Below are 18,503 nucleotides of genomic sequence, written 5' to 3' on the forward strand. Positions count from 1 at the left end.
TATGGCACGAGCGTGCAGGAATTATTGGTGGCAACAGAGTGCCGGCCTAGCGATCCTCGGCCTGATCGCGGAATATCCAGCGCAGCGTCTCGGGGAAAACAGCCCCGGCGTGACGGAGGGTGTGCCCTCCGGTCCCGAACTCGAACACCGAATCGTAGCGACGGTACTTGAGCGCTGCAGCCATGTCGTGGTTGGCGATCGGGATGCTCCCGAAGATCACATCCACGTCACGGCTGCCGCTCTGGTGCCAGACCCTGATCGGCTTGTGCGGCGACTGGCGGATCATGGATGGCAGATTGTGTGCGCCGCGGATATTGATGAAGCTTCCACAGTGAGAGATGACGTTGCCGAACACGTCGGGCCGGTGAAATGCGGCGGTCACGGCACATGCGCCGCCTGAACTCATACCACAGATCACGCGTCCTCGAGGATCGCTGGTCAATGCCACCCGCGCCCGCACCACCGGGAACAGTTCCTCATCGAGGAACCGTGCATAGTCGGCGTTCACCGAGTCGTACTCAATGCTCCGGTTGTGGCCACCCCCGAAGTGCGGGTACCCGGGGCCCTGCTCGCCCGGCGCGACGAACAGACCCACCGTCATCGGGATCTCCCCTCGGTGGACGAGGTTGTCGAGCACCGTGGTCGCGTTCACCAACGGGCCGAAGTAGTCCGGTCCGTCCTGGAAGACCGACAGATTGACGCTGCTCGCTTGCTCGGCACCCGCCGGGAGGTAGAGCCACACACTGCGTGATACGCCGGGGTAAACAGTGTGGCTGATCCAGCGGAAGTGGTAGAGCTGCCCGGTCGGCACCTCAGGCTGCGGGAGTGAGTCGGCACACAGCGAGTAGTCGGAATTCTTGTCGTAGGACAGAGCGTAGGCCGCCTTGTCCTTGCCCGAGATATTGAGCTTCAAGAAGTTGTCCCACTCTACGGCTTCATCGACCTGCCCGTGCGTGAGGTCGACGCGCTCGAGTTCTCTCGCAGCTGCCTGGGATCGGGGCACTGGCGGGCTACCTCTTTCTTGGCGACGGTCGGCTGACGTACAGCCCTTGTGATTCGCACCAACAGCAGAATGAGCGAGGACTGACGCGCCTCACTACGAACACAGCGAGGGACAATGCCACGACGCCTCCTACAGGTGTCGAAAACGCTGGGTCGCTGTCAGTGCTCAGCCGGGCCGGTAAGAACGTCACGAGCGCTGAGTTCAGGCGTCGTAGATGTAGAAGCCGCGTCCGTTCTTGCGGCCGAGGTGGCCGGCGGCGACCATGCGGCGCAGCAGGGCGGGTGGTGCGTACAGGCGCTCCTTGAACTCCTCGTACATGGACTCGGCCACCGCCTGGGCGGTGTCGAGGCCGATGAGGTCGAGCAGGCGGAGCGGGCCCATGGGATGGGCGCAGCCGAGTTCCATGCCCTGGTCGATGTCGTCGGGGCGGGCGGCGCCGGACTCCACCATGCGGACCGCGCTGAGCAGGTAGGGCACCAGGAGCGCGTTGACGACGAAGCCGGACCGGTCGGGCGCCTGGATGGCCTGTTTGCCGAGTTGCTCGGCGAAGTCACGGGTGCGCTGCACGGTGGCGGGCGAGGTGATGAGCGCGGGGATGACCTCGACCAACCGCTGCACGGGGACAGGATTGAAGAAGTGCATGCCGATGACCCGACCGGGTCGCTCGGTGGCGACGGCGAGGTCGACGATGGGGATGGACGAGGTGTTGGTCGCCAGGACGGCCTCGGAGTCCTCAACCGCCTTGTCCAGGGCGCGCAGCACGTCCGTCTTGATGTCGCGGTTCTCGGCGACGGCCTCGACGACGAACTGCCGGTCGGCCATCTCGCTGAGATCGTGGGTGAAGGAGAGCCTGGCCAGGGTCTGGTCCCGCTGCTCCTCGGTGAGCTTGCCGCGCCGCACGCCTCGGTCGAGGGAGGCGGTGATACGGCGGCGGCCTGCCGCTACGGCGTCGGGCGTGGCTTCGGCGACGCGGACGTCGAGGCCGTGGCGGGCGGCGACTTCGGCGATGCCGGAGCCCATGAGGCCACAGCCCACGACGCCGAGACGGGTGATGGGTTCCACTTGAGGTCCTATCTGTACGGGAAGGCGTGCGTGCCTGACGGTTGGTGAGGTCAGACGTTGCGGCGGTACTGGCCGCCGACTTCGAAGAAGGCGTCGGTGATCTGTTGGAGGGAGCAGAAGCGGGCGGCGTCCATGAGGACGGCGAAGACGTTGCGGCCTCCCATCGCCGCTTCCCTGAGGGCGGCGAGGGCGGTGTGCGCCTCGTCCCGGTGGCCCGTCTGGTAGGTGCCTACACGCTCCAGCTGGGACTGCTTCTCCTGCTCGGTGGCGCGGGCAAGTTCGACGACGCCGGGCTCGGCGGTGTCGGCGTGCGGGTTGCGGAAGGTGTTGACGCCGATCAGGGGCAGGGAGCCGTCGTGCTTGCGCTGCTCGTACAGCATCGACTCGTCCTGGATGCGGCCGCGCTGGTAGCCGGTCTCCATCGCGCCGAGCACGCCACCGCGTTCACTGATCCGCTCGAACTCCTGGAGCACCACTTCCTCGACCAGGTCGGTGAGTTCGCCGATGATGAACGCCCCCTGCAGCGGGTTCTCGTTCATCGCCAGGCCCCACTCACGGTTGATGATCAGCTGGATGGCCAGGGCCCGGCGAACGGAGTCCTCGGTGGGGGTGGTCACGGCCTCGTCGTAGGCGTTGGTGTGCAGGCTGTTGCAGTTGTCGTAGATCGCGATGAGCGCCTGCAGGGTGGTGCGGACGTCGTTGAAGTCCATCTCCTGGGCGTGCAGGGAGCGGCCCGAGGTCTGCACGTGGTACTTGAGCTTCTGGCTGCGCTCGTTCGCCCCGTAGCAGTCCCGCATCGCGACGGCCCAGATGCGGCGGGCGACCCGGCCGAGGACCGAGTACTCGGGGTCCATGCCGTTGGAGAAGAAGAACGACAGGTTCGGGGCGAAGTCGTCGACACGCATGCCGCGGGCGAGGTAGGCCTCGACGTGGGTGAAGCCGTTGGCGAGGGTGAAGGCGAGCTGGCTGATGGGGTTCGCGCCTGCTTCGGCGATGTGGTAGCCGGAGATGGACACCGAGTAGAAGTTGCGGACCTTGTGCGCGATGAACCACTCCTGGATGTCGGCCATCATCCGCAGGGAGAACTCGGTGGAGAACAGGCAGGTGTTCTGGCCCTGGTCCTCCTTGAGGATGTCGGCCTGAACGGTGCCGCGCACGTTGGCCAGCGCGTGTGCCCGCAGCTCCGCCTCCTCTTGGGGCGACGGGTCACGGCCCTCGGCGGCCCGGAACTTCTCGAGCTGCTGGTCCATCGCGGTGTTGAGGAAGAACGCCAGGATCGTCGGCGCGGGCCCGTTGATCGTCATCGACACCGAGGTGGTGGGCGCGACCAGGTCGAAGCCGTCGTAGAGCGCCTTCATGTCATCCAGGGTGGCCACCGAGACTCCGGAGGTGCCGACCTTGCCGTAGATGTCGGGGCGTTCGTCCGGTCGCGGCCATAGAGAGTGACGGAGTCGAAGGCCGTGGACAGCCGGGTGGCGGGCTGGCCTCGGAGAGCAGCTTGAAACGCCGGTTGGTGCGGAACGGGTCGCCCTGGCCGGCGAACATGCGTGCCGGGTCCTCTCCGTCACGCTTGAAGGGGAACACACCGGCCGTGAACGGGAAGTGGCCCGGCAGATTCTCGCGGCGCCAGAACCGGACCTGCTCTCCGTGGTCGGTGAAGCGGGGCAGGGCGACACGCGGGATGCGGTTCCCGGAGAGGGACTCGCGGGTCAGCTTGGTGCGGATCTCCTTGTCCCGGACCATCACCACCTGCTCGTCGCCGGAATAGGAGGCCACGATCGCTGGCCACTTCTCGAGTTGCTCACCGACCTCGTGCGGGAGCTGCCTGCGGGCGCCGTCGAGCAACGACTCAACGTTCTGGGCGTCGGAGCCGGCCTTGGCGAGTTCGTCCCGTACCGCTGCCAGACGCTGCACCCGCCGGGCCGCCTCGGCCAGCCGCTCGGTGTCGGCGTGGTAGCCGCGCACGGTCGCGGTGATCTCAGCGAGATAGCGCACCCGGTCCGCCGGGACGACCTGGCGGATACCGGAGGAGTGGCGTACGTCGACGGGTGCCAGCGCGCCCTCGGACAGCTGAAGCCCCTGCTCGGCAAGGGACGACTTCAGGTGCTGGTAGAGCGGTGACTCCGTCGTCGTTGAAGGTGGCCGCCGAGGTGCCGTACACCGTCACGTCCTCGGGCCGCTTGGCAAACGCCTCACGATTACGGACCAGTTGACGGCCCACATCGCGCAGGGCGTCCTTGGCGCCGCGCCGCTCGAACTTGTTGATCGCCACCACATCGGCGAAGTCGAGCATGTCGATCTTCTCCAGCGCCGCGTCCACGACCTCCTGCACCGAACGGTTGTGGCCGAGGTGGATCACCTCCGCGCCCTGGGACTGGAAGATCCTCCGCATGATGTTGATCGACGCGTCATGCCCGTCGAACAGGGCCGAAGCGGTGACCAGGCGAACGGGGTGCACGGGGTGATGCAGTTCAGGCATGGGGACCTTCCCGGACAGGGCGGGGGACGGCGACTCCAGGGATACTAGGACGTCCTAGTAAATAGCAGAAGGTGATCGTCGTGTGACATATCCCGCGTGGTGGACAACGGTGCAGGGCACCTGTGATGCGAGACCTACCTCAAGCACGGCTGCCGCCTGAGCACCCGCCATGCGGTTGCGATGGAAAGCGCGTGGCTGTGCGATGCCGACCGGATGATGCACGCTTGGGGCGCGTTCGCCCGGGGCGGGAATCCTTCGACCGCGGACCTGGCCTGGCCCGCCTACGACACCCGCACGCGTCGGACCCTGGTGTGCGATCGGGGCTCCGCAATCGTGGTCAGTCAATGGAACGCGTCACGCTGGCATCTCATCGAGGGACTACCCACCGTGTGGTAACTGCGAGGGACCCCCCGTGCGGAGCGGGTGACCGAGGTGCTGCGGGCCGCGAGCCTACAGCGACGGTCGCCCACTTGCGTGTCCCGGACTTTGCGCGGCGAGGTTTTTGGACTTCTCACCGCCGTGGCGCGGGAGATTTGTACAACTCACCGTTCGGGCCCTGGACCAGGCTTCTTAGGCTGCCTCGCAAGTGAGCACCCTCACCGACAGCAGGGGCCAGCAGGACGGAAGGGCGCAGTGGATCACCGAGGAGACTTCAGATGACAGTAGTCGGGCAGCCGCCGGACAAGGCGGTTACGGATGTCGTGGTCATCGGGGCGGGCCCCTCTGGAGCCACCGCAGCGCGGATCCTCGCGGAAGGCGGATACCGGGTCACCTGCCTGGAGCAGGGCGGCTGGGTGAACCGTATTGACTACCCGAGCGACAAACCGGAGCGGGACGTCCTGCTCGCGAGTTCGTGGTCAGCGGATCCCAACGTACGTCGCAGCGCGTGGGACTACCCGTGCGACGTGTCCGAGGCCGATGTGCACCCGTTGAACTTCAACGGCGTCGGCGGCAGTAGCATCTTCTACGGCGCCGAATGGCCCCGGTTCGTCCCCTCCGACTTCCAGGTGCGCAGCCTGTACGGCTTCGCCGACGACTGGCCGCTCACCTACGAGGACCTTGAGCCGTACTACGAGCTGCTCGATGAGATGGTCGGCGTCTCCGGGCGCCCGGGTGACCCGGCGTACCCGCCGACCGTCAGGCCTCCGATGCCGGGCGTTCCGATCGGCCGGATCGGTGTGAAGGCGGCCGAGGGCATGAACAGGCTCGGCTGGCACTGGTGGCCCTCCACCCAGGCCATCGTGACGAAGACGCACGGCGACCGGGGCGCTTGCGCGCGCTGGGGCACCTGTATGTCGGGCTGTCCCGAAGGCGCGAAGGGGTCGTTCGACATCGCAATGTGGCCGGCGGCCCTCGCCGCGGGCGTCACCTTGATCACCGAGGCGCGCGTGCGCGAGGTGACGGTCGACAAGGCTGGCCTCGCCAACGGCGCGACCTGGATCGACGCCGCAGGCGCGGAGCACCACACGTCCGCAGCGGTGGTCATTGTGTGCGCCAACGGTGTCGGTACCCCACGTCTGCTCCAGCTGTCGGCCTCCAACCTCTTCCCCGACGGCCTCGCGAACTCGTCGGGTCTGGTGGGCAAGCGGTTGATGATGCACCCGTTCGTCGGCGTCATGGGCGTCTACGAGGAGCAGTTGGAGAGCTGGCTCGGCCCGTTCGGCGCAAACCTCTACTCGCTGCAGTTCGCCGAGACCGACCTGAGCCGCGGTTTCGCCCGCGGCGCCAAGTGGTCGGCGATGGCGATCCCGGGCCCGATGGAGCTCCTGGCGAGGTACGCCGACCTGCCCGTCGCCCAACGGACCGGTGCCGCGGGCCAGGCACTCGTGGAGCGGACCCTCGGCCGGGCCTTCGAGTGGGCGGCGTCCATCGAGGACCTGCCGGACGAGAGCAATACCGTCACCCTCAGCCCCGACATGGTCGACAGCTCCGGCGTCCCGGCGCCGAAGATCACGTACCGCCTCTCCGAGGACAGCGTGCGCAACCTGGAGTGGAACGTGGAGCGTATGCACGAGGCACACCGGGCCGCCGGCGCGATCGAGACGAAGGTCGTGCCGTGGATGCCGAGTGTCGGCTGGCACATGCTCGGGACGACCAGGTGCGGCGACGACCCGGCAACCTCGGTGGTCGACCAGTTCGGCCGTGCCCATGACGTCCCCAACCTCTTCGTCCTCGACGGCAGCGTGTTCGTGACCTCCTCGTCGGTCAACCCGACCTCGACGGTGGTGGCCTTCGCGGCCCGCGCGGTGGAGCACCTGATGGATACCGCGAGCATTCAGAAAGTCCCGGTGTGACCATGCGGATTCACAGCAAGATCACGATCGCCGACCGGACTCGCGATGGTCTGTCACTGATCATCGACGTGCTGCTCCCCGGCACCAGCACGCTGCCGTCCGGGCGGGCCGTCGGCGCTCACCTGGAACTGCTGGACCAGGTGCTGGAGGCCGACCCGCGGCTCGAGCCGCTCGTCAACAGGGTCGGAGAACTTGCGGCCGACTCGGAGGCGTGCACGTTCGCCGACATCGAGGGCTGGGCGGGGGAGGACCTTGAGCAGGTGGTCTTCGCATTGCAGTCCGCTTACTACATGTCCCGTGACGTGCGCTCCGCGCTCGACTATCCGGGGCAGGGCCGCCGCCCCATCGCGCTCGCCACACCGGAAGAGGTGTGCTCGGACGAGCTCGTTGCTCCGGTGGTGGCACGTGGCGCCGTCTACGTGCCCACGCCCCAGTAACGGGCCCCATCCGCGCCGTCACAGGAGACGAGACAGTTGCCCAAGTCGAGAAGTGTGATCATCACCGGTGCCGGCAGTGGCATCGGGGCGGCGGTCGCCGAGGCATTCGCCGCGGTGGGTGACCGTCTCTACCTCGCCGATCTCTCCGCCGGGCGCTTGAAGTCGACGGCGGCAGCGCTCGGCGGTGCGAACGTGAGCACCCACGAGGTCGACGTCGCCGACGCCGCCGCCGTTGAGGCCCTGGCCGAACACGTCGTGGAAGACCACGGCAGCATCGACGTGCTCGTGAGCAACGCGGGCGTTTTCGACGGCTGCGCGAGCATCCGGGAGACCACCGCCGAGCTGTGGGACAAGGTCATAGGGATCAACCTCACCGGGACGTTCAACGTCGTCAAGGCCGTCAGCGAGCAGATGATCGCTCAGAGGTCGGGGCGAGTGATCAGCATCGGCTCGATCGCGGCGCAGAGGGCGATGCCGGACGGCCTCGCGTACTGCTCCTCGAAGGCGGCGCTCGAAGGCCTCGTCCGCCGCCTCGCCTACGACCTCGGCGGCTACGGCGTCACCGCGAACCTCGTGGCGCCGGGTGTGGTCCGTACCGGAATCCGCACGACGTCCGAAGAGATCCTCGGGAACCTCGTCCCAGACACCAACGTCGGCGTCGGCACGAGCACGGACCTGATGGACCTGCTCATCCCCGCGCGACGCGGCGGAGAACCGTCCGAGGTCGCGGCCACCGTCTTCTTCCTGGCCGGCACGGGAGCCGCCTATATCAACGGCGAGGTGATCCACGTCGACGGTGGCTGGATCGCCAGCTGACGAGCCGACTCGACCGAACCGACCGACCCGGCCTACGACAGGACCTGCTCATGCCACTCGCCATGCCCGAGGGAAAGCAGCTCGCGATCTCGTTCGGCCCCGACTTCGACGCGCACGGCGTCTGGATGGGGACCTTCCGCTCCAGCTCGCAGTCACTGCTCTCACGTGGCGAGTTCGGCGCCGAGGTCGGTGTTCCGCGCCTGCTCGACACCTTCGAGAGGTACGGCATCACCACCACCTGGTCCGTGCCGACGCACACGGTGCAGACCTTCCGCCCGGCCGTCGACGCGATCCTGTCCGCAGGCCACGAGATCGCCGCTCACGGGGTCTTCCACGAGTACGTCCCCATACCGGAGCCGGCCGAGGAACGGCGGCTCATCGAGCTGCAGTTGGCACAGCACGAGCGCCTCCTGGGCAGCAGGCCGCGCGGATACCGCTCACCGGCCCTGGACGTCACCGACATCACGCTCGACCTGCTGGCCGAGTACGAGTTCGACTGGGATTCCTCGCTGATGGGCCGCGATTTCACGCCGTACCACCCGCGGATGGTCACGCACCTGGACCTCGAACGCGGCAACACCTTCGGGCCGGAGAGCGCGGTGCTGGAGTTTCCCGTGCACTGGTGTCTCGACGACTTCCCCGAGCTCGAGTCGTTCAAGGGCAGCCCGCTCATGCAGTCGAACCAGGCGGTCCTCGAACGCTGGAAGGACAGTTTCGACTTCGCCTACGAGCGGTGCCCCGGCGAGATCATGTCCTTCGCCCTCCATCCGCAAACCATCGGCCGGGCGAACAACATGGTCATGCTGGAGCGCTTCCTGGACCACGTCACCGGCCACGACGGCATCTGGTTCCCGCCCCTGTCCCAGGCCTATGACGCCTGGTCCGACCCCGAGCCGTCCCGCCCGGACGGCGGCCCGTACTCCGCCGATCCCGAAGGCATCCGCAATGTCTGAACAGACCACAGTCCTCGGCCTCACCGAAGACCACCACGCCCTGCGCGCCGTCGTCCGGCAGTTCGTCGACGAACGCGTCATCCCCACAGCCATGGAACGGGAAGCGAAGGACGAGTACCCCGCGGACCTGATCCCGGAGATGGCCGCCCTGGGCATCATGGGCATGTCCGTCCCCGAAGAGTATGGCGGATCCGATGTCGACTACATCAGCTACGGCCTGGTCTTCGAGGAACTCGCCCGCGGCTGGATGGGCCTGGCCAGCGTGGTGGGCAGCTCCGCGAGCGGCGCCTTCCTCATCGCCCGCTACGGCACCGAGAAACAGAAGCGGAAGTACCTCCCGGGGCTCGCCGCGGGCAGCCGCACGAGCGGCATCGCGATGACCGAACCCGCCGTCGGCAGCGATCTGAAGAATATCCGGCTCACGGCCAAGCGCGACGGCGACTCGTACGTGCTCAACGGCACCAAGACAATGATCACCCAGGCCCGTCACGCGGCACCGCTCGTGGTCATGGTCCGTACGGACCCGACGGCACAGCCGTCGCACCGGGGCGGCATGAGCCTCATGTTGGTCGAGCCGGACACACCGGGCTACACCATCGGCCGCGACATGAAGAAGCTCGGCCACAAGGGGCTGGAACTGTGTGAGCTGACGTTCGAGAACGCGGTGGTTCCCACGAGCCAGCTGCTCGGTGACATCGACGGCCAGGGCTACTACCAGATGATGTCGGCCCTCGACCGCGGCCGGATTTACATGGCCGGTGCCTCCATCGGCATCGCCCGGGCGAGCCTCGAATCCGCCGCCCGCTACGCGAAGCAGCGAGAGGCCTTCGGCCACCCGATCGCCGACTACCAGGCGATCAAGCTGAAGCTCGCCGACATGGCCGTCCGCATCGACGCCGCACGCCTGCTCAACATCAACGCAGCCGTGAAGACCCAGGCCGAGGGCCGCGCCAGCGTCGAATCCGCGATGGCCAAGGTCTTCGCCTCCGAGACCTGCATCCAGGCCTCGCTCGAGGCCATGCGGATCCACGGCGGCTACGGATACACCACGGAATTCCCCGTCGAGCGCTTTTACCGCGACGCACCGCTGATGGCTATCGGCGAAGGCATGAACGACATCCTGATGCTCTCGGTCGCCGAAAGCGTGCTCGCACAGGTTCGCTAACGGTGGGGTGCAAAGCCCCACGGCATCGAGTGCCGACAACACCGCAGGGGAAGGTCATGAGCCAGAAGATGAAAGCCCTGGTGCTCCGAGGCGGGAAGGTGGCGATCGAGCACCGACCGACTCCGATGGCGGGTCCCGGCGAGGTGGTCGTCCGCACCACGGCCGCCTCGCTCTGCTCGGCCGACGTCGCGTGCGTCAGCGGAGAGTTTCCAACGCCAGACGGAACCGTACTGGGACACGAGGCCGTCGGCGTCGTCCACGAGATCGGCGCCCTCGTCAGCGGGTTCTCCGTCGGCCAGCGAGCCAGCGTCGCCTCCGCAACACCCTGCGGACAGTGCCCCAACTGTCAACGGGGTTTCAGCGGCCACTGCGGCGGGACGGAGTGGGGCGGCTACACCTACGGGGTCAGCCGCGACGGCAGCCTCGCCGAGTACTTCGCCGTACCGTTCGCCCAGCACAACCTGGTGCCGATCCCGGACGGTGTGACCGATGCGGCCGCCCTCTGCGTGCCCGACACCATCGCCTCCGGGAGCACAGGACCTGAGGCGGCGCGGTTCCCCCTGGGCGGCACGGTCGTCATCTTCGGCCAGGGGCACGTCGGTCTCGCCGCGACGATGACGGCCCGTGCCCTGGGAGCCGGCCTGGTTGTGACGGTGAAAGCCCGGCCAGGCGGTGAAGCCCTGGCGGAAACCGTCGGAGCCGACCACGCTCTCAACCTCGCCGAACACGACATCGAGGCCGAGATCCGGCGGCTCACGTCAGGCGCAGGCGCCGACTGCGCGGTCGAAGCGTCGGGAGTGAGGGAGTCCTTTCCCCGGGCGGTAGCCGTCACCCGCTTGGGCGGCGTGATCGCGGTCCTGAGTTCGTACAGCGGGCCGGACGACCCATCGCTCTCGATTCCTCTCGCCAAGTGGGGCCGGGGCATCGGCGACAAGACCATCCTGAGTACGTTCCAGCGCTCCGGCAGTGAGCGGCTGGGGCGGCTCCTGCGACTCATCGAGACGGGACGCCTCGACCCCACACCATTGCTGACCCGGCACTACGCCTTCGACGACGTCGAGCGCGCGCTCACTGAGGTCACCGCACGCGAGCCTGGTCACATCAAACCGCTCATCACGTTCTGAGACTGACCGCCGGCACCTGACCGCCCCGTCTACTGGAAGGACGCAACACCATGAACGGACCTACGACGCAGTGGTCGTGGGAGCCGGCTTCGCCGGGATCCGGCGCGAGATCCAGCGGTACGGCATCGCCCTGACCGAACACGTGGCGCCCAGCAGCGCCGCCTTCATCACCGACGGCGTCCTGCGCTCCTGCCCGGTACCGGGCAGGGAGATCGGTGACCTGGAACGGATCATCGGATACCTGCGGGACACCTCGAAGCCAACGTCCTGCGGCACGTCGACTTCAACCCGAGCGATTCCGCCGAGAAGCGGAACATTCTCGCCGCGAACCACCGGGGCCGCGCCTACAAGCTGTCGATGATGGTGCGGAACGTACCGCATTGGCCCTTCGCTCTCGGCATGGGCACCTTGCAGGCGATCCGTCTCGGTTACGAGCTCGCCGACGAGTCCTCCCTGCACAAGGGCTTCGCGGGGAAGGCACCGCCAAGCTCGATCCGACGAACCGGGAACAGGTCGAGGCCGCGGTGCGCGAGTACTACCCCGACGCCGAGGTGCTCACCGTGGACGCCCACGACTGGAACACCGACCCACTCTTCGACGGGACCCACCGCATCGATCGTCCGGGCCAGGTACAACTTCCTGCGCGCGATGAATGAGCCGGAGGACCGTGTCGTCTTCACCGGGACCGACGTCGACGAATCGGTCTGGCGGACCTGGATCGAGGGAGCCGTCAACAGCGGCTACCGCGCGGCTGACGGAGTAAGTGTCATTCTCGGTCGGTAGGCACGCCGGACGACCTGCAGAGAGCTTTGACGTGATGGGGTGTCCCGCCGGGAGGGCACCCCATCACGTCTTCCCCTGTCCGGGAACCGTCGATCGTCGTTGTCAGCGTCATGGCTGTGGCCCGGCCTGTCGAGGCCGGGCCACGAGAATGCAGATGGTGATGACGCAGGTCAGGACCTACGCTCGAACATCACGAACCACTGGCCGTCGTGGCAGATCTCATCGTGCTGGTTCTTGACCTGGACGTCGAAGGTAACGATCCCGCGGTCCGGCTTGGACTTCGACGGCCGCACCTCGGCCACCTGCTGCTCGACACGGATCGTGTCGCCGATCCGCACGGGACCCTTGAGATTCCACGTCATGCCGAGAAAGGCGATCGCGGTGCCCTCCTTGATACCCAGACGGGACTCAAGCCCGGTCGCGACCGCGAACACCCCGGGACCATGGAAGATACGGCCGCCGAACTGCGTCCTCTTGGCGAACTCCTCGTCCGTGTGCAGGGGGTTGAAGTCGCCGGAAATTCCGGCGAAGGCCACCAGATCGGCGTCGGTGATCGTACGGGCCGGTGTGACCCATGACTGGCCGACGGTGAACTCGTCGAAGTAGAGGCCACGCTCGACGGGCGCCTGAACGGCGGCTACCTGGCTCACCAGGGGCTCCTATCGTTCTGAGAGGATCGGATACCTAGATACTGGGCTCGACGGCACGTGTGGGTGACCATGGGAATCCCCAATTCCAGAGACCCGAGTCGTTGCTTCACCAAAGGGTGTGAACAGCGGTGGTCACTGGTGGACCCTCCTCTCTGCGGGGCCTGAGAAGGTGCCCGTGGTTGGATGCCGGTGAGAGCCGGGGTGATGGCCTGTGGTGGTCGCGCGTTGAGGGCCCCAATGACACTGCCGCCCCGGGCTCTTCCGGAGCTGTCGACCGGCGACAGAGGGACGCGCCGCAGAGCGCCAGTCAGTGACTGCCCGGGGACCAGCTCCGTCGCCGGCCTGTCGCTGATGTTCTGATCGTTCTCGAAGTAGGCGCGCAGGCCGGCGAGCAGGTTATCCCGGTTCACGAGGGGATTGAGGAAGTCCTCGGCCCACGCCATCATTCGTTCCGGACCGACATCGGCGAAGAGCCGCGTGGCGAAGTCGAAGTCCTCGTACGCCATGAGCCGCTGGTCCTGGGCGACGCGCCGGAGTGTGCGCACGGCCAGGTGGGCGTCGTTGTACGAGTCGACGATTCCGTCGACAGCGGTGACAGGCCGCCCGATCCCTGTCTGCAGCGCTGGCAGCTCACGTATGAGGCCCCAGGAGCCGTTGCCGTGCGGCCACGCCGCACTGACGAGCAAGGTGGCACCGTTGCCACGAGCAGTGATCAACGACGGGGGCCCAGCTGCTGACAACATCTGACGCCTGCCGGCGTTGGTCGCGGCGCGGTGAGCGGGCGAACGTCGCGACGGCGACTCGGACCTCGGTATCGAAAGTGATGCCCAACCCCGCGACCCGCGCGGCGATTTCGGCATCGTGCCGCTCCCTGCGCAGGGCCAGCGCTTGTTCGAGCACAGCAGCGCGCACTGCCCGCTCCTGTTTCGGCACGAGGACGCTCATGCGCTGGTTGGCCTCGACCAGGCTGGCGGCTACATGCACGGCCGAAGTGGCGTAGACATCGGGGAAATCGGGGCGTCCACTCGTGACGACCAGCCAATCGGTGTGCTCGTCGGGAGAGGAGGGGTCGGCGATACGGGCCGCGAGACCGTGCCAGCCATCGATGTCCAGTATCTGCGTGTCGGCTTTCGTCGAGGAGATCTCGTCGAACAGGAGCGCGCGGAACTGGAGCGGTCGCGTGCATGACCTCACCGTGCCGGTCGAACAGCGCGGTCGTCGCGTTGCACACCCGCTTGAGACGGACCAGAAGGGCTGGAATCGGTGCCGGGTACAAGCGCGATACTCAGCGATCGTTGAAGCGTCCCGAGGCGCCGTGAGACTGCCTCCTCCACGCTCTGACTCGATCTCGCGACGGATGCGACGACCTCGCCGGCGCCGACGCTGACCACCCCTACGACGTTGTCCGCCACCCTCGTGACGTCGAGGACCTCGGCTCCGACCGGTGCGTCGCAGAGCAGGACGACACGGAAGTCATCCGGCTCCAGGAGCGGAAAGACGTCCTCGATACCCGCCCGAAATCCGGTACAGACCACGATCATGCCCGGGTCGGAGGGCACCGCATCGCCCGGTACCCAGACAGCCGCACCGCGGACCGGACGGGTCAGGTCCAGCGCGCTGCCAGGAACCAGACGAACGCTCGAACCGGGCTCGGTCAGGATCGTCCCCAACTCGACGGAGTGATGCGAGGCGGGCATGGCGACGTTTGCGCTGAGGGGCGACGCGGACCGTGACGGACCTGCGGAATTTAGTCGCAGAATGGTCCAATGAACGGACTGTAGATTTGGCGGTTCTCCAATGGTTGCGGCCCGTCATTGGGAAACATCCGATTGGACTACGGGTGCGGCCCTCCTAGATTGCGGTTCATCCGCACGGAAAGAAGGAGAACGCCGCGTCATGACGATGGCAGACCCGAACAAGGCCCCGTACTGGCACTCAGCGGTCAGCGAGATTACACCTGACACTGTCTTCGTGCGGGGATACCAGTTGGACGAACTCATCGGCCTCTCCTTCACCCAATCCACGTACCTGCTCATCAAGGGGAGGCTCCCCACCCCACAGGAAGCACGGGTCCTCGACGCCGTCCTGACTGGCGTGCTCGACTACGGCCTGGAGAAAGCGGGGACGGCCGCGGCACGGTACGTCGTGTCGGCGAACCCGAACATGCAGGCCGGTCTGGCCACCGCGGTCCTGGCCGCTGGTGACCACGGTCTGGCCACGGAGAACAGCGCGCGCTTCATTGCCGATACGTATGCCGCCTACGATGCGGCCGGCAAGCCGGGCATCGCCCCGTACGCCGAGAAGGTGGTCGCCGACGCCCGCGCCGCGCGGCTGCGAATTCCCGGCTTCGGCCACCCGGTCTTCAAGCGCGCCGACCCTCGCGCCCAGATCCTGCGGCAGATCGCGGTCGACGCGGGCCTGTGGGGAGAGGCAGCGCAGCTCTACGAGGCCGTACACCAGGCTTTCACCCGGCTCCCAGGCCGGGAGGAGTTCCCGATCAACGACGTCGGCATGCTCGCCGCGATCTGCGTCGCGCTGGGCTTCACCCCGCAGGAGTCGACCGCACTGACCGTCATCGGAACGCTGCCCGGGGTCGTCGCCCACATCTCGGAAGAGTACGCCTCCGGTAGGTTCGGACGGGTGATTCCGGCCGAGGACGTCTCTTACACCGTCCCCCGTCGCGACCTCGCCACCGACCTCAAGGCGGCAGGATGGGAAGCGACGCCGTGACGCCTCGACCGTTACTGAAGGGACCCGGTCCATCGTGATCCCGGACGTTCTCTCAACCTCGGACATCGTGGTGGTCGGCGCAGGGCTTGCCGGCCTCTGCACAGCCTTTGAACTGCGCCGACGGGGCTTCGACGTTGCCGTGGTCGAACAACGCTTCCCGGCGTTCGTCGCCTCCGGCCGCAACCCCGGCTGTCTCTGGGTCCAGACCCGCCGCAGCGATGTCGAACTCGCGATCGCCCGTGCCGCCAAGGAGAAGTACGCCGAATTCGCCGAAGAACTCGGAGACGTCTTCGAGTACCGGAAACTCGGCGGACTGTGCTTCTTCAAAACGGAGGAACAGCGGCGCATTCTCGAGGACTACGTCCGCGAGCGGCGAGCCGGCGGCGTCGAGATCGAACTGGTGTCGGCGGGCCACGCGGCCAAGTACGCCCCGCTGCTGCCCGCGACCGCAATCGGCGCCGTCCACTGCGCCGAGGACGCACAGATCGACACCCAGCAGTTCATCGGCGCCCTGAGCACGGCGGTCGTCCGCTCCGGTGTACGTCTCTACGAGAACACCGCTGTCCTCTCCGTCATCCGGCAGGGCAACCACGTCGACGGTGTCCGGACGGTCCGCGGGGACATCAGAGCCTCGGGAGTCGTGTGTGCGACCGGAGCCTGGACGCTCAACCCGGCGGAAGGCATCATGCTGCCCGTCACGACGGCCCGCATGGGCCAGGTCGTCACCCAGCCCGCCGACCAGCGGCCGAGCGATCCTCCATGGACCTCGTGGAGTCGTGCACTGCGGTGCCCTCACCGATCTGCCCCTGTACGACCCCAGCGTCTTCGCGCATCCTCATGCCCGGCCCTCCCAGGGGGCCGACCGCCTGGACTACGGCGACTCCCTGGCGCAGAACCGCAGCGGAGCCCTCGTGATCGGCGCCGGCATCGACGCCTACGGATCACTCAATCCGCACATCAGCTTCGCCTCGACCGAGGCCATGATCTCGACCACCCTGGAGCGCTACCCCAATCACGCCCACCTCGGCGTCACCGGGCTCTAAGCCGGCCTGATGAGCGACACTCCCGATCACCTGCCGATCGTCGACCGGCTCGACGCGGCCCACGTCAACGCGGGTCACACCTGGGGAGTGGCCAGCGCCCCCGTGTCCGGACAGGTCCTCGCCGAGCTGATCGCCGGTGAGCAGAGCGAGTTCGCCGATGCGCTGAAGGCGGACCGCCCCTCGAGGCCCCCCACTAGATCACCCCGGTGCTCCTGGGCCATCGCCCCGGGTGTCGGTATTTCTCCGGACACGGCCGCGGACCGCAGGACAAACACCAATTCAGCTGCGGGCTGCCCCCGCGTACCGAGTCGGAACACGGCGAGCCCCGTCCCCGGACGGCGCGGCCGGCCTTTCGCGATCAACCATGGAGAAGGTCATGCCAGGAGACGTAGGGACACGCGGCGACTACCTCGTCGAGCTGCGCCATGTCGCCGCCGCGCAGCCGACGGCGACGGCAGTCATCGGCGAGGGCCGCCACACCACCTACGGAGAGCTCATCGCGGAGATCGACCGACGTGCGGAACGTCTGGCCGCCGCAGGGCTGCAACGGGGTGACCGAGTCGCCCTTGTCGCCGAGAACTCGTCGATGTTCCTCGTCTCGGCACTCGCCGTATGGACCGCGGGCGGGGTTTTGGTGACGATCTATCCCTCGACCGGGCGCGAGGATCTGCTGTACACGTTGCACAACGCCGACCCCGTACTCGTGCTCGTCGACAGTGGTACGGCCGGAGCCGTGCGCGCCGCCGCGGAGGAACTGCCTGCCGCGCTCATCGACGGAGCGGACTTCGACCCGCCTTCCGTGCGCACGGGAACGATGCAGAACCCGACGGACCTGCGGGAGCCGGTGTCCCTCATCTGTTACTCGTCGGGGACGACGAGCAGGCCCAAGGCGATCATGCTCTCGCAGGCCGCCCTGTACAACGGCGCCCGCACGTACGCCGATATCTGGCGTCTGACGCCGGCCGACCGGACCATCGTGTGCCTGCCGATGGCCTGGCTCTACGGCCTTGACAGCACATCCATGGCGACCCTGCTGGTCGGCGGAACGGTCATCGCGCTGCGCCGGGCACGCCCCGACCTCCTCGTCGAGGCCATCCGGAACGACGGCGCCACCTTCCTCCCCGGCGTGACGACCGTGTTCGCCAAGCTCGTGGACCACCTGGAGCGGTCTTCCGACCGACCTGACCTCTCCTCGCTGCGACTCGCGGTCTCCGGCGGCGAGCCGCGCAACGAGGCCGCCTTCCAGCGGTTCACCGAACTCGTCGGCCGCCCCGTGCACGACACCTTCTGCGCCTCGGAGTGCTTCCCCCTCATCACGTACGACCCCGTCGTCGATCCGTACCCGGTGCCGGGTTCGGCCGGTCGGCTCGTCCCGCGCTCGGAACTGCGGATCGTCGATCCCGACGGCAACGAGGTGCCGGTCGGTGAGGCGGGCGAGGCCTTCTCACGAGGGCCCGGCCTCATGCTCGGTTACTGGCGCGACGAGGAGGAGTCCGCCAAGGTCCTCACACCGGACGGCTGGTACCGGACGAGGGACCTGGTCCGCATGGACGAGGACGGGTTCGTCTACGTCGTCGGCCGTCTCTCCGACATGATCATCCGTGGCGGGAGCAACGTTTCCCCGGCGGAGGTCGAGCGCGCCCTGCGCGAGGACCCGGACATCCGGGACGCGACCGTGGTCGGGCTTCCCGATTCGGTCTACGGGCAGGCCGTCGCCGCCGCCGTCGTGATCAAGCGCGGTGCGACCTTTGACCCCGACCACATCCGCCGCGAACTGGGTGAACGCCTGGCCACGTACAAGGTGCCGACACGGCTCGTCCGCGTCGACCGTCTGCCGAACAACGCCACCACCGGCAAGGTCGACCGTCGCGCGGTCGCGGCGCTCGTGTCGCGGGAAGGGAACCCGGACTGATGAACTCGCTCAAGATCGCCATCACGCAGTTCGAACTGCGGCCCGAGCGTGG

At 67.4% G+C, this 18,503-nt stretch carries 18 protein-coding genes and 2 pseudogenes; 12 read left to right on the forward strand and 8 right to left on the reverse strand.

All coding sequences use genetic code 11. The features are described from left to right. Positions 1–46: 46 nt before the first annotated feature. From ACFYXF_RS47535 to ACFYXF_RS47545, 3 genes and pseudogenes are all read right to left on the reverse strand, one after another. A complete protein-coding gene (locus ACFYXF_RS47535; protein WP_389359816.1) occupies positions 47–1,003 on the reverse strand; it encodes an alpha/beta hydrolase in 957 nt (318 codons plus the stop codon). Positions 1,004–1,204: 201 nt separating this feature from the next. After that, positions 1,205–2,065 carry a 3-hydroxybutyryl-CoA dehydrogenase gene (locus ACFYXF_RS47540; RefSeq protein WP_389359818.1) on the reverse strand — a complete coding sequence of 287 codons (861 nt, stop codon included), beginning with the start codon at positions 2,063–2,065 and terminating at the stop codon, positions 1,205–1,207. 50 nt (positions 2,066–2,115) lie between these two features. After that, positions 2,116–4,373 (reverse strand): annotated as a pseudogene (locus ACFYXF_RS47545) (methylmalonyl-CoA mutase family protein); the annotation flags it as partial. A gap of 827 nt (positions 4,374–5,200) precedes the next feature. On the opposite strand from ACFYXF_RS47545, the gene ACFYXF_RS47550 reads away from it, so the two are divergent. The 6 genes from ACFYXF_RS47550 to ACFYXF_RS47575 are packed head-to-tail and all read left to right on the forward strand — an operon-like array spanning position 5,201 to position 11,333. After that, on the forward strand, positions 5,201–6,838 hold the full coding sequence (locus ACFYXF_RS47550) for a GMC family oxidoreductase (RefSeq protein ID WP_389359820.1): 1,638 nt from the start codon (positions 5,201–5,203) through the stop codon (positions 6,836–6,838). Further along, entirely contained in the window at positions 6,835–7,275 is a 441-nt protein-coding gene (locus tag ACFYXF_RS47555) for a hypothetical protein (protein ID WP_389359822.1), read from the forward strand. The genes ACFYXF_RS47550 and ACFYXF_RS47555 overlap by 4 nt, the downstream gene beginning before the upstream one ends. Positions 7,276–7,311: 36 nt before the next feature. Then, positions 7,312–8,091 carry an SDR family NAD(P)-dependent oxidoreductase gene (locus tag ACFYXF_RS47560; RefSeq protein WP_389359824.1) on the forward strand — a complete coding sequence of 260 codons (780 nt, stop codon included), beginning with the start codon at positions 7,312–7,314 and terminating at the stop codon, positions 8,089–8,091. A 50-nt stretch (positions 8,092–8,141) separates the two neighbouring features. Beyond that, positions 8,142–9,044 (forward strand): polysaccharide deacetylase family protein, encoded by a 903-nt coding sequence (locus ACFYXF_RS47565; protein WP_389359826.1) that lies wholly within the window; start codon positions 8,142–8,144, stop codon positions 9,042–9,044. Continuing rightward, on the forward strand, positions 9,037–10,209 hold the full coding sequence (locus ACFYXF_RS47570; RefSeq protein ID WP_389359828.1) for an acyl-CoA dehydrogenase family protein: 1,173 nt from the start codon (positions 9,037–9,039) through the stop codon (positions 10,207–10,209). The genes ACFYXF_RS47565 and ACFYXF_RS47570 overlap by 8 nt, the downstream gene beginning before the upstream one ends. A 56-nt stretch (positions 10,210–10,265) precedes the next feature. Continuing rightward, on the forward strand, positions 10,266–11,333 hold the full coding sequence (locus tag ACFYXF_RS47575) for an alcohol dehydrogenase catalytic domain-containing protein (RefSeq protein WP_389359830.1): 1,068 nt from the start codon (positions 10,266–10,268) through the stop codon (positions 11,331–11,333). Between the two features lie 60 nt (positions 11,334–11,393). Here ACFYXF_RS47575 and ACFYXF_RS47580 read toward each other — a convergent pair whose 3' ends face one another. Beyond that, a complete protein-coding gene (locus ACFYXF_RS47580; protein ID WP_389359832.1) occupies positions 11,394–11,609 on the reverse strand; it encodes a hypothetical protein in 216 nt (71 codons plus the stop codon). Positions 11,610–11,857: 248 nt separating this feature from the next. Between ACFYXF_RS47580 and ACFYXF_RS47585 the strand changes: the two genes are divergently transcribed. After that, a complete protein-coding gene (locus tag ACFYXF_RS47585; RefSeq protein ID WP_389359834.1) occupies positions 11,858–11,989 on the forward strand; it encodes a hypothetical protein in 132 nt (43 codons plus the stop codon). After that, complete coding sequence (locus tag ACFYXF_RS47590) at positions 11,982–12,116, forward strand: FAD-dependent oxidoreductase (protein WP_389359836.1); 135 nt, start codon at positions 11,982–11,984, stop codon at positions 12,114–12,116. The genes ACFYXF_RS47585 and ACFYXF_RS47590 overlap by 8 nt, the downstream gene beginning before the upstream one ends. Before the next feature lie 170 nt (positions 12,117–12,286). Here ACFYXF_RS47590 and ACFYXF_RS47595 read toward each other — a convergent pair whose 3' ends face one another. The 4 genes from ACFYXF_RS47595 to ACFYXF_RS47610 are packed head-to-tail and all read right to left on the reverse strand — an operon-like array spanning position 12,287 to position 14,436. After that, on the reverse strand, positions 12,287–12,766 hold the full coding sequence (locus tag ACFYXF_RS47595; protein WP_389359838.1) for a MaoC/PaaZ C-terminal domain-containing protein: 480 nt from the start codon (positions 12,764–12,766) through the stop codon (positions 12,287–12,289). Next, entirely contained in the window at positions 12,763–13,509 is a 747-nt protein-coding gene (locus ACFYXF_RS47600) for a hypothetical protein (RefSeq protein WP_389360001.1), read from the reverse strand. Before ACFYXF_RS47600 ends, ACFYXF_RS47595 begins: the two co-directional genes overlap by 4 nt. Beyond that, positions 13,397–13,960, reverse strand: a complete 564-nt coding sequence (locus tag ACFYXF_RS47605; protein ID WP_389360007.1) for a hypothetical protein — start codon at positions 13,958–13,960, stop codon at positions 13,397–13,399. Before ACFYXF_RS47605 ends, ACFYXF_RS47600 begins: the two co-directional genes overlap by 113 nt. Beyond that, the gene (locus ACFYXF_RS47610) at positions 13,957–14,436 is read right to left on the reverse strand and encodes a hypothetical protein (protein WP_389359840.1); all 480 of its coding nucleotides are present in this window, start codon (positions 14,434–14,436) and stop codon (positions 13,957–13,959) included. The genes ACFYXF_RS47605 and ACFYXF_RS47610 overlap by 4 nt, the downstream gene beginning before the upstream one ends. Positions 14,437–14,662: 226 nt before the next feature. Between ACFYXF_RS47610 and ACFYXF_RS47615 the strand changes: the two genes are divergently transcribed. The 4 genes and pseudogenes from ACFYXF_RS47615 (at position 14,663) to ACFYXF_RS47630 (ending at position 18,451) form a co-directional block, all read left to right on the forward strand. Continuing rightward, entirely contained in the window at positions 14,663–15,496 is an 834-nt protein-coding gene (locus tag ACFYXF_RS47615; RefSeq protein WP_389359842.1) for a citryl-CoA lyase, read from the forward strand. A gap of 70 nt (positions 15,497–15,566) precedes the next feature. After that, a pseudogene (locus ACFYXF_RS47620) lies at positions 15,567–16,238 on the forward strand (NAD(P)/FAD-dependent oxidoreductase); the annotation flags it as partial. 34 nt (positions 16,239–16,272) lie between these two features. After that, positions 16,273–16,539, forward strand: coding sequence for a hypothetical protein (locus ACFYXF_RS47625; protein ID WP_389360009.1), 267 nt, complete (start codon positions 16,273–16,275; stop codon positions 16,537–16,539). 376 nt (positions 16,540–16,915) lie between these two features. Next, positions 16,916–18,451, forward strand: coding sequence for a class I adenylate-forming enzyme family protein (locus ACFYXF_RS47630; protein ID WP_389359844.1), 1,536 nt, complete (start codon positions 16,916–16,918; stop codon positions 18,449–18,451). The last annotated feature ends 52 nt before the right edge of the window (positions 18,452–18,503 follow it).

The sequence above is a fragment of the Streptomyces sp. NPDC002680 genome (assembly GCF_042889145.1).
GTDB classification, from domain to species: Bacteria; Actinomycetota; Actinomycetes; order Streptomycetales; family Streptomycetaceae; genus Streptomyces; species Streptomyces adonidis.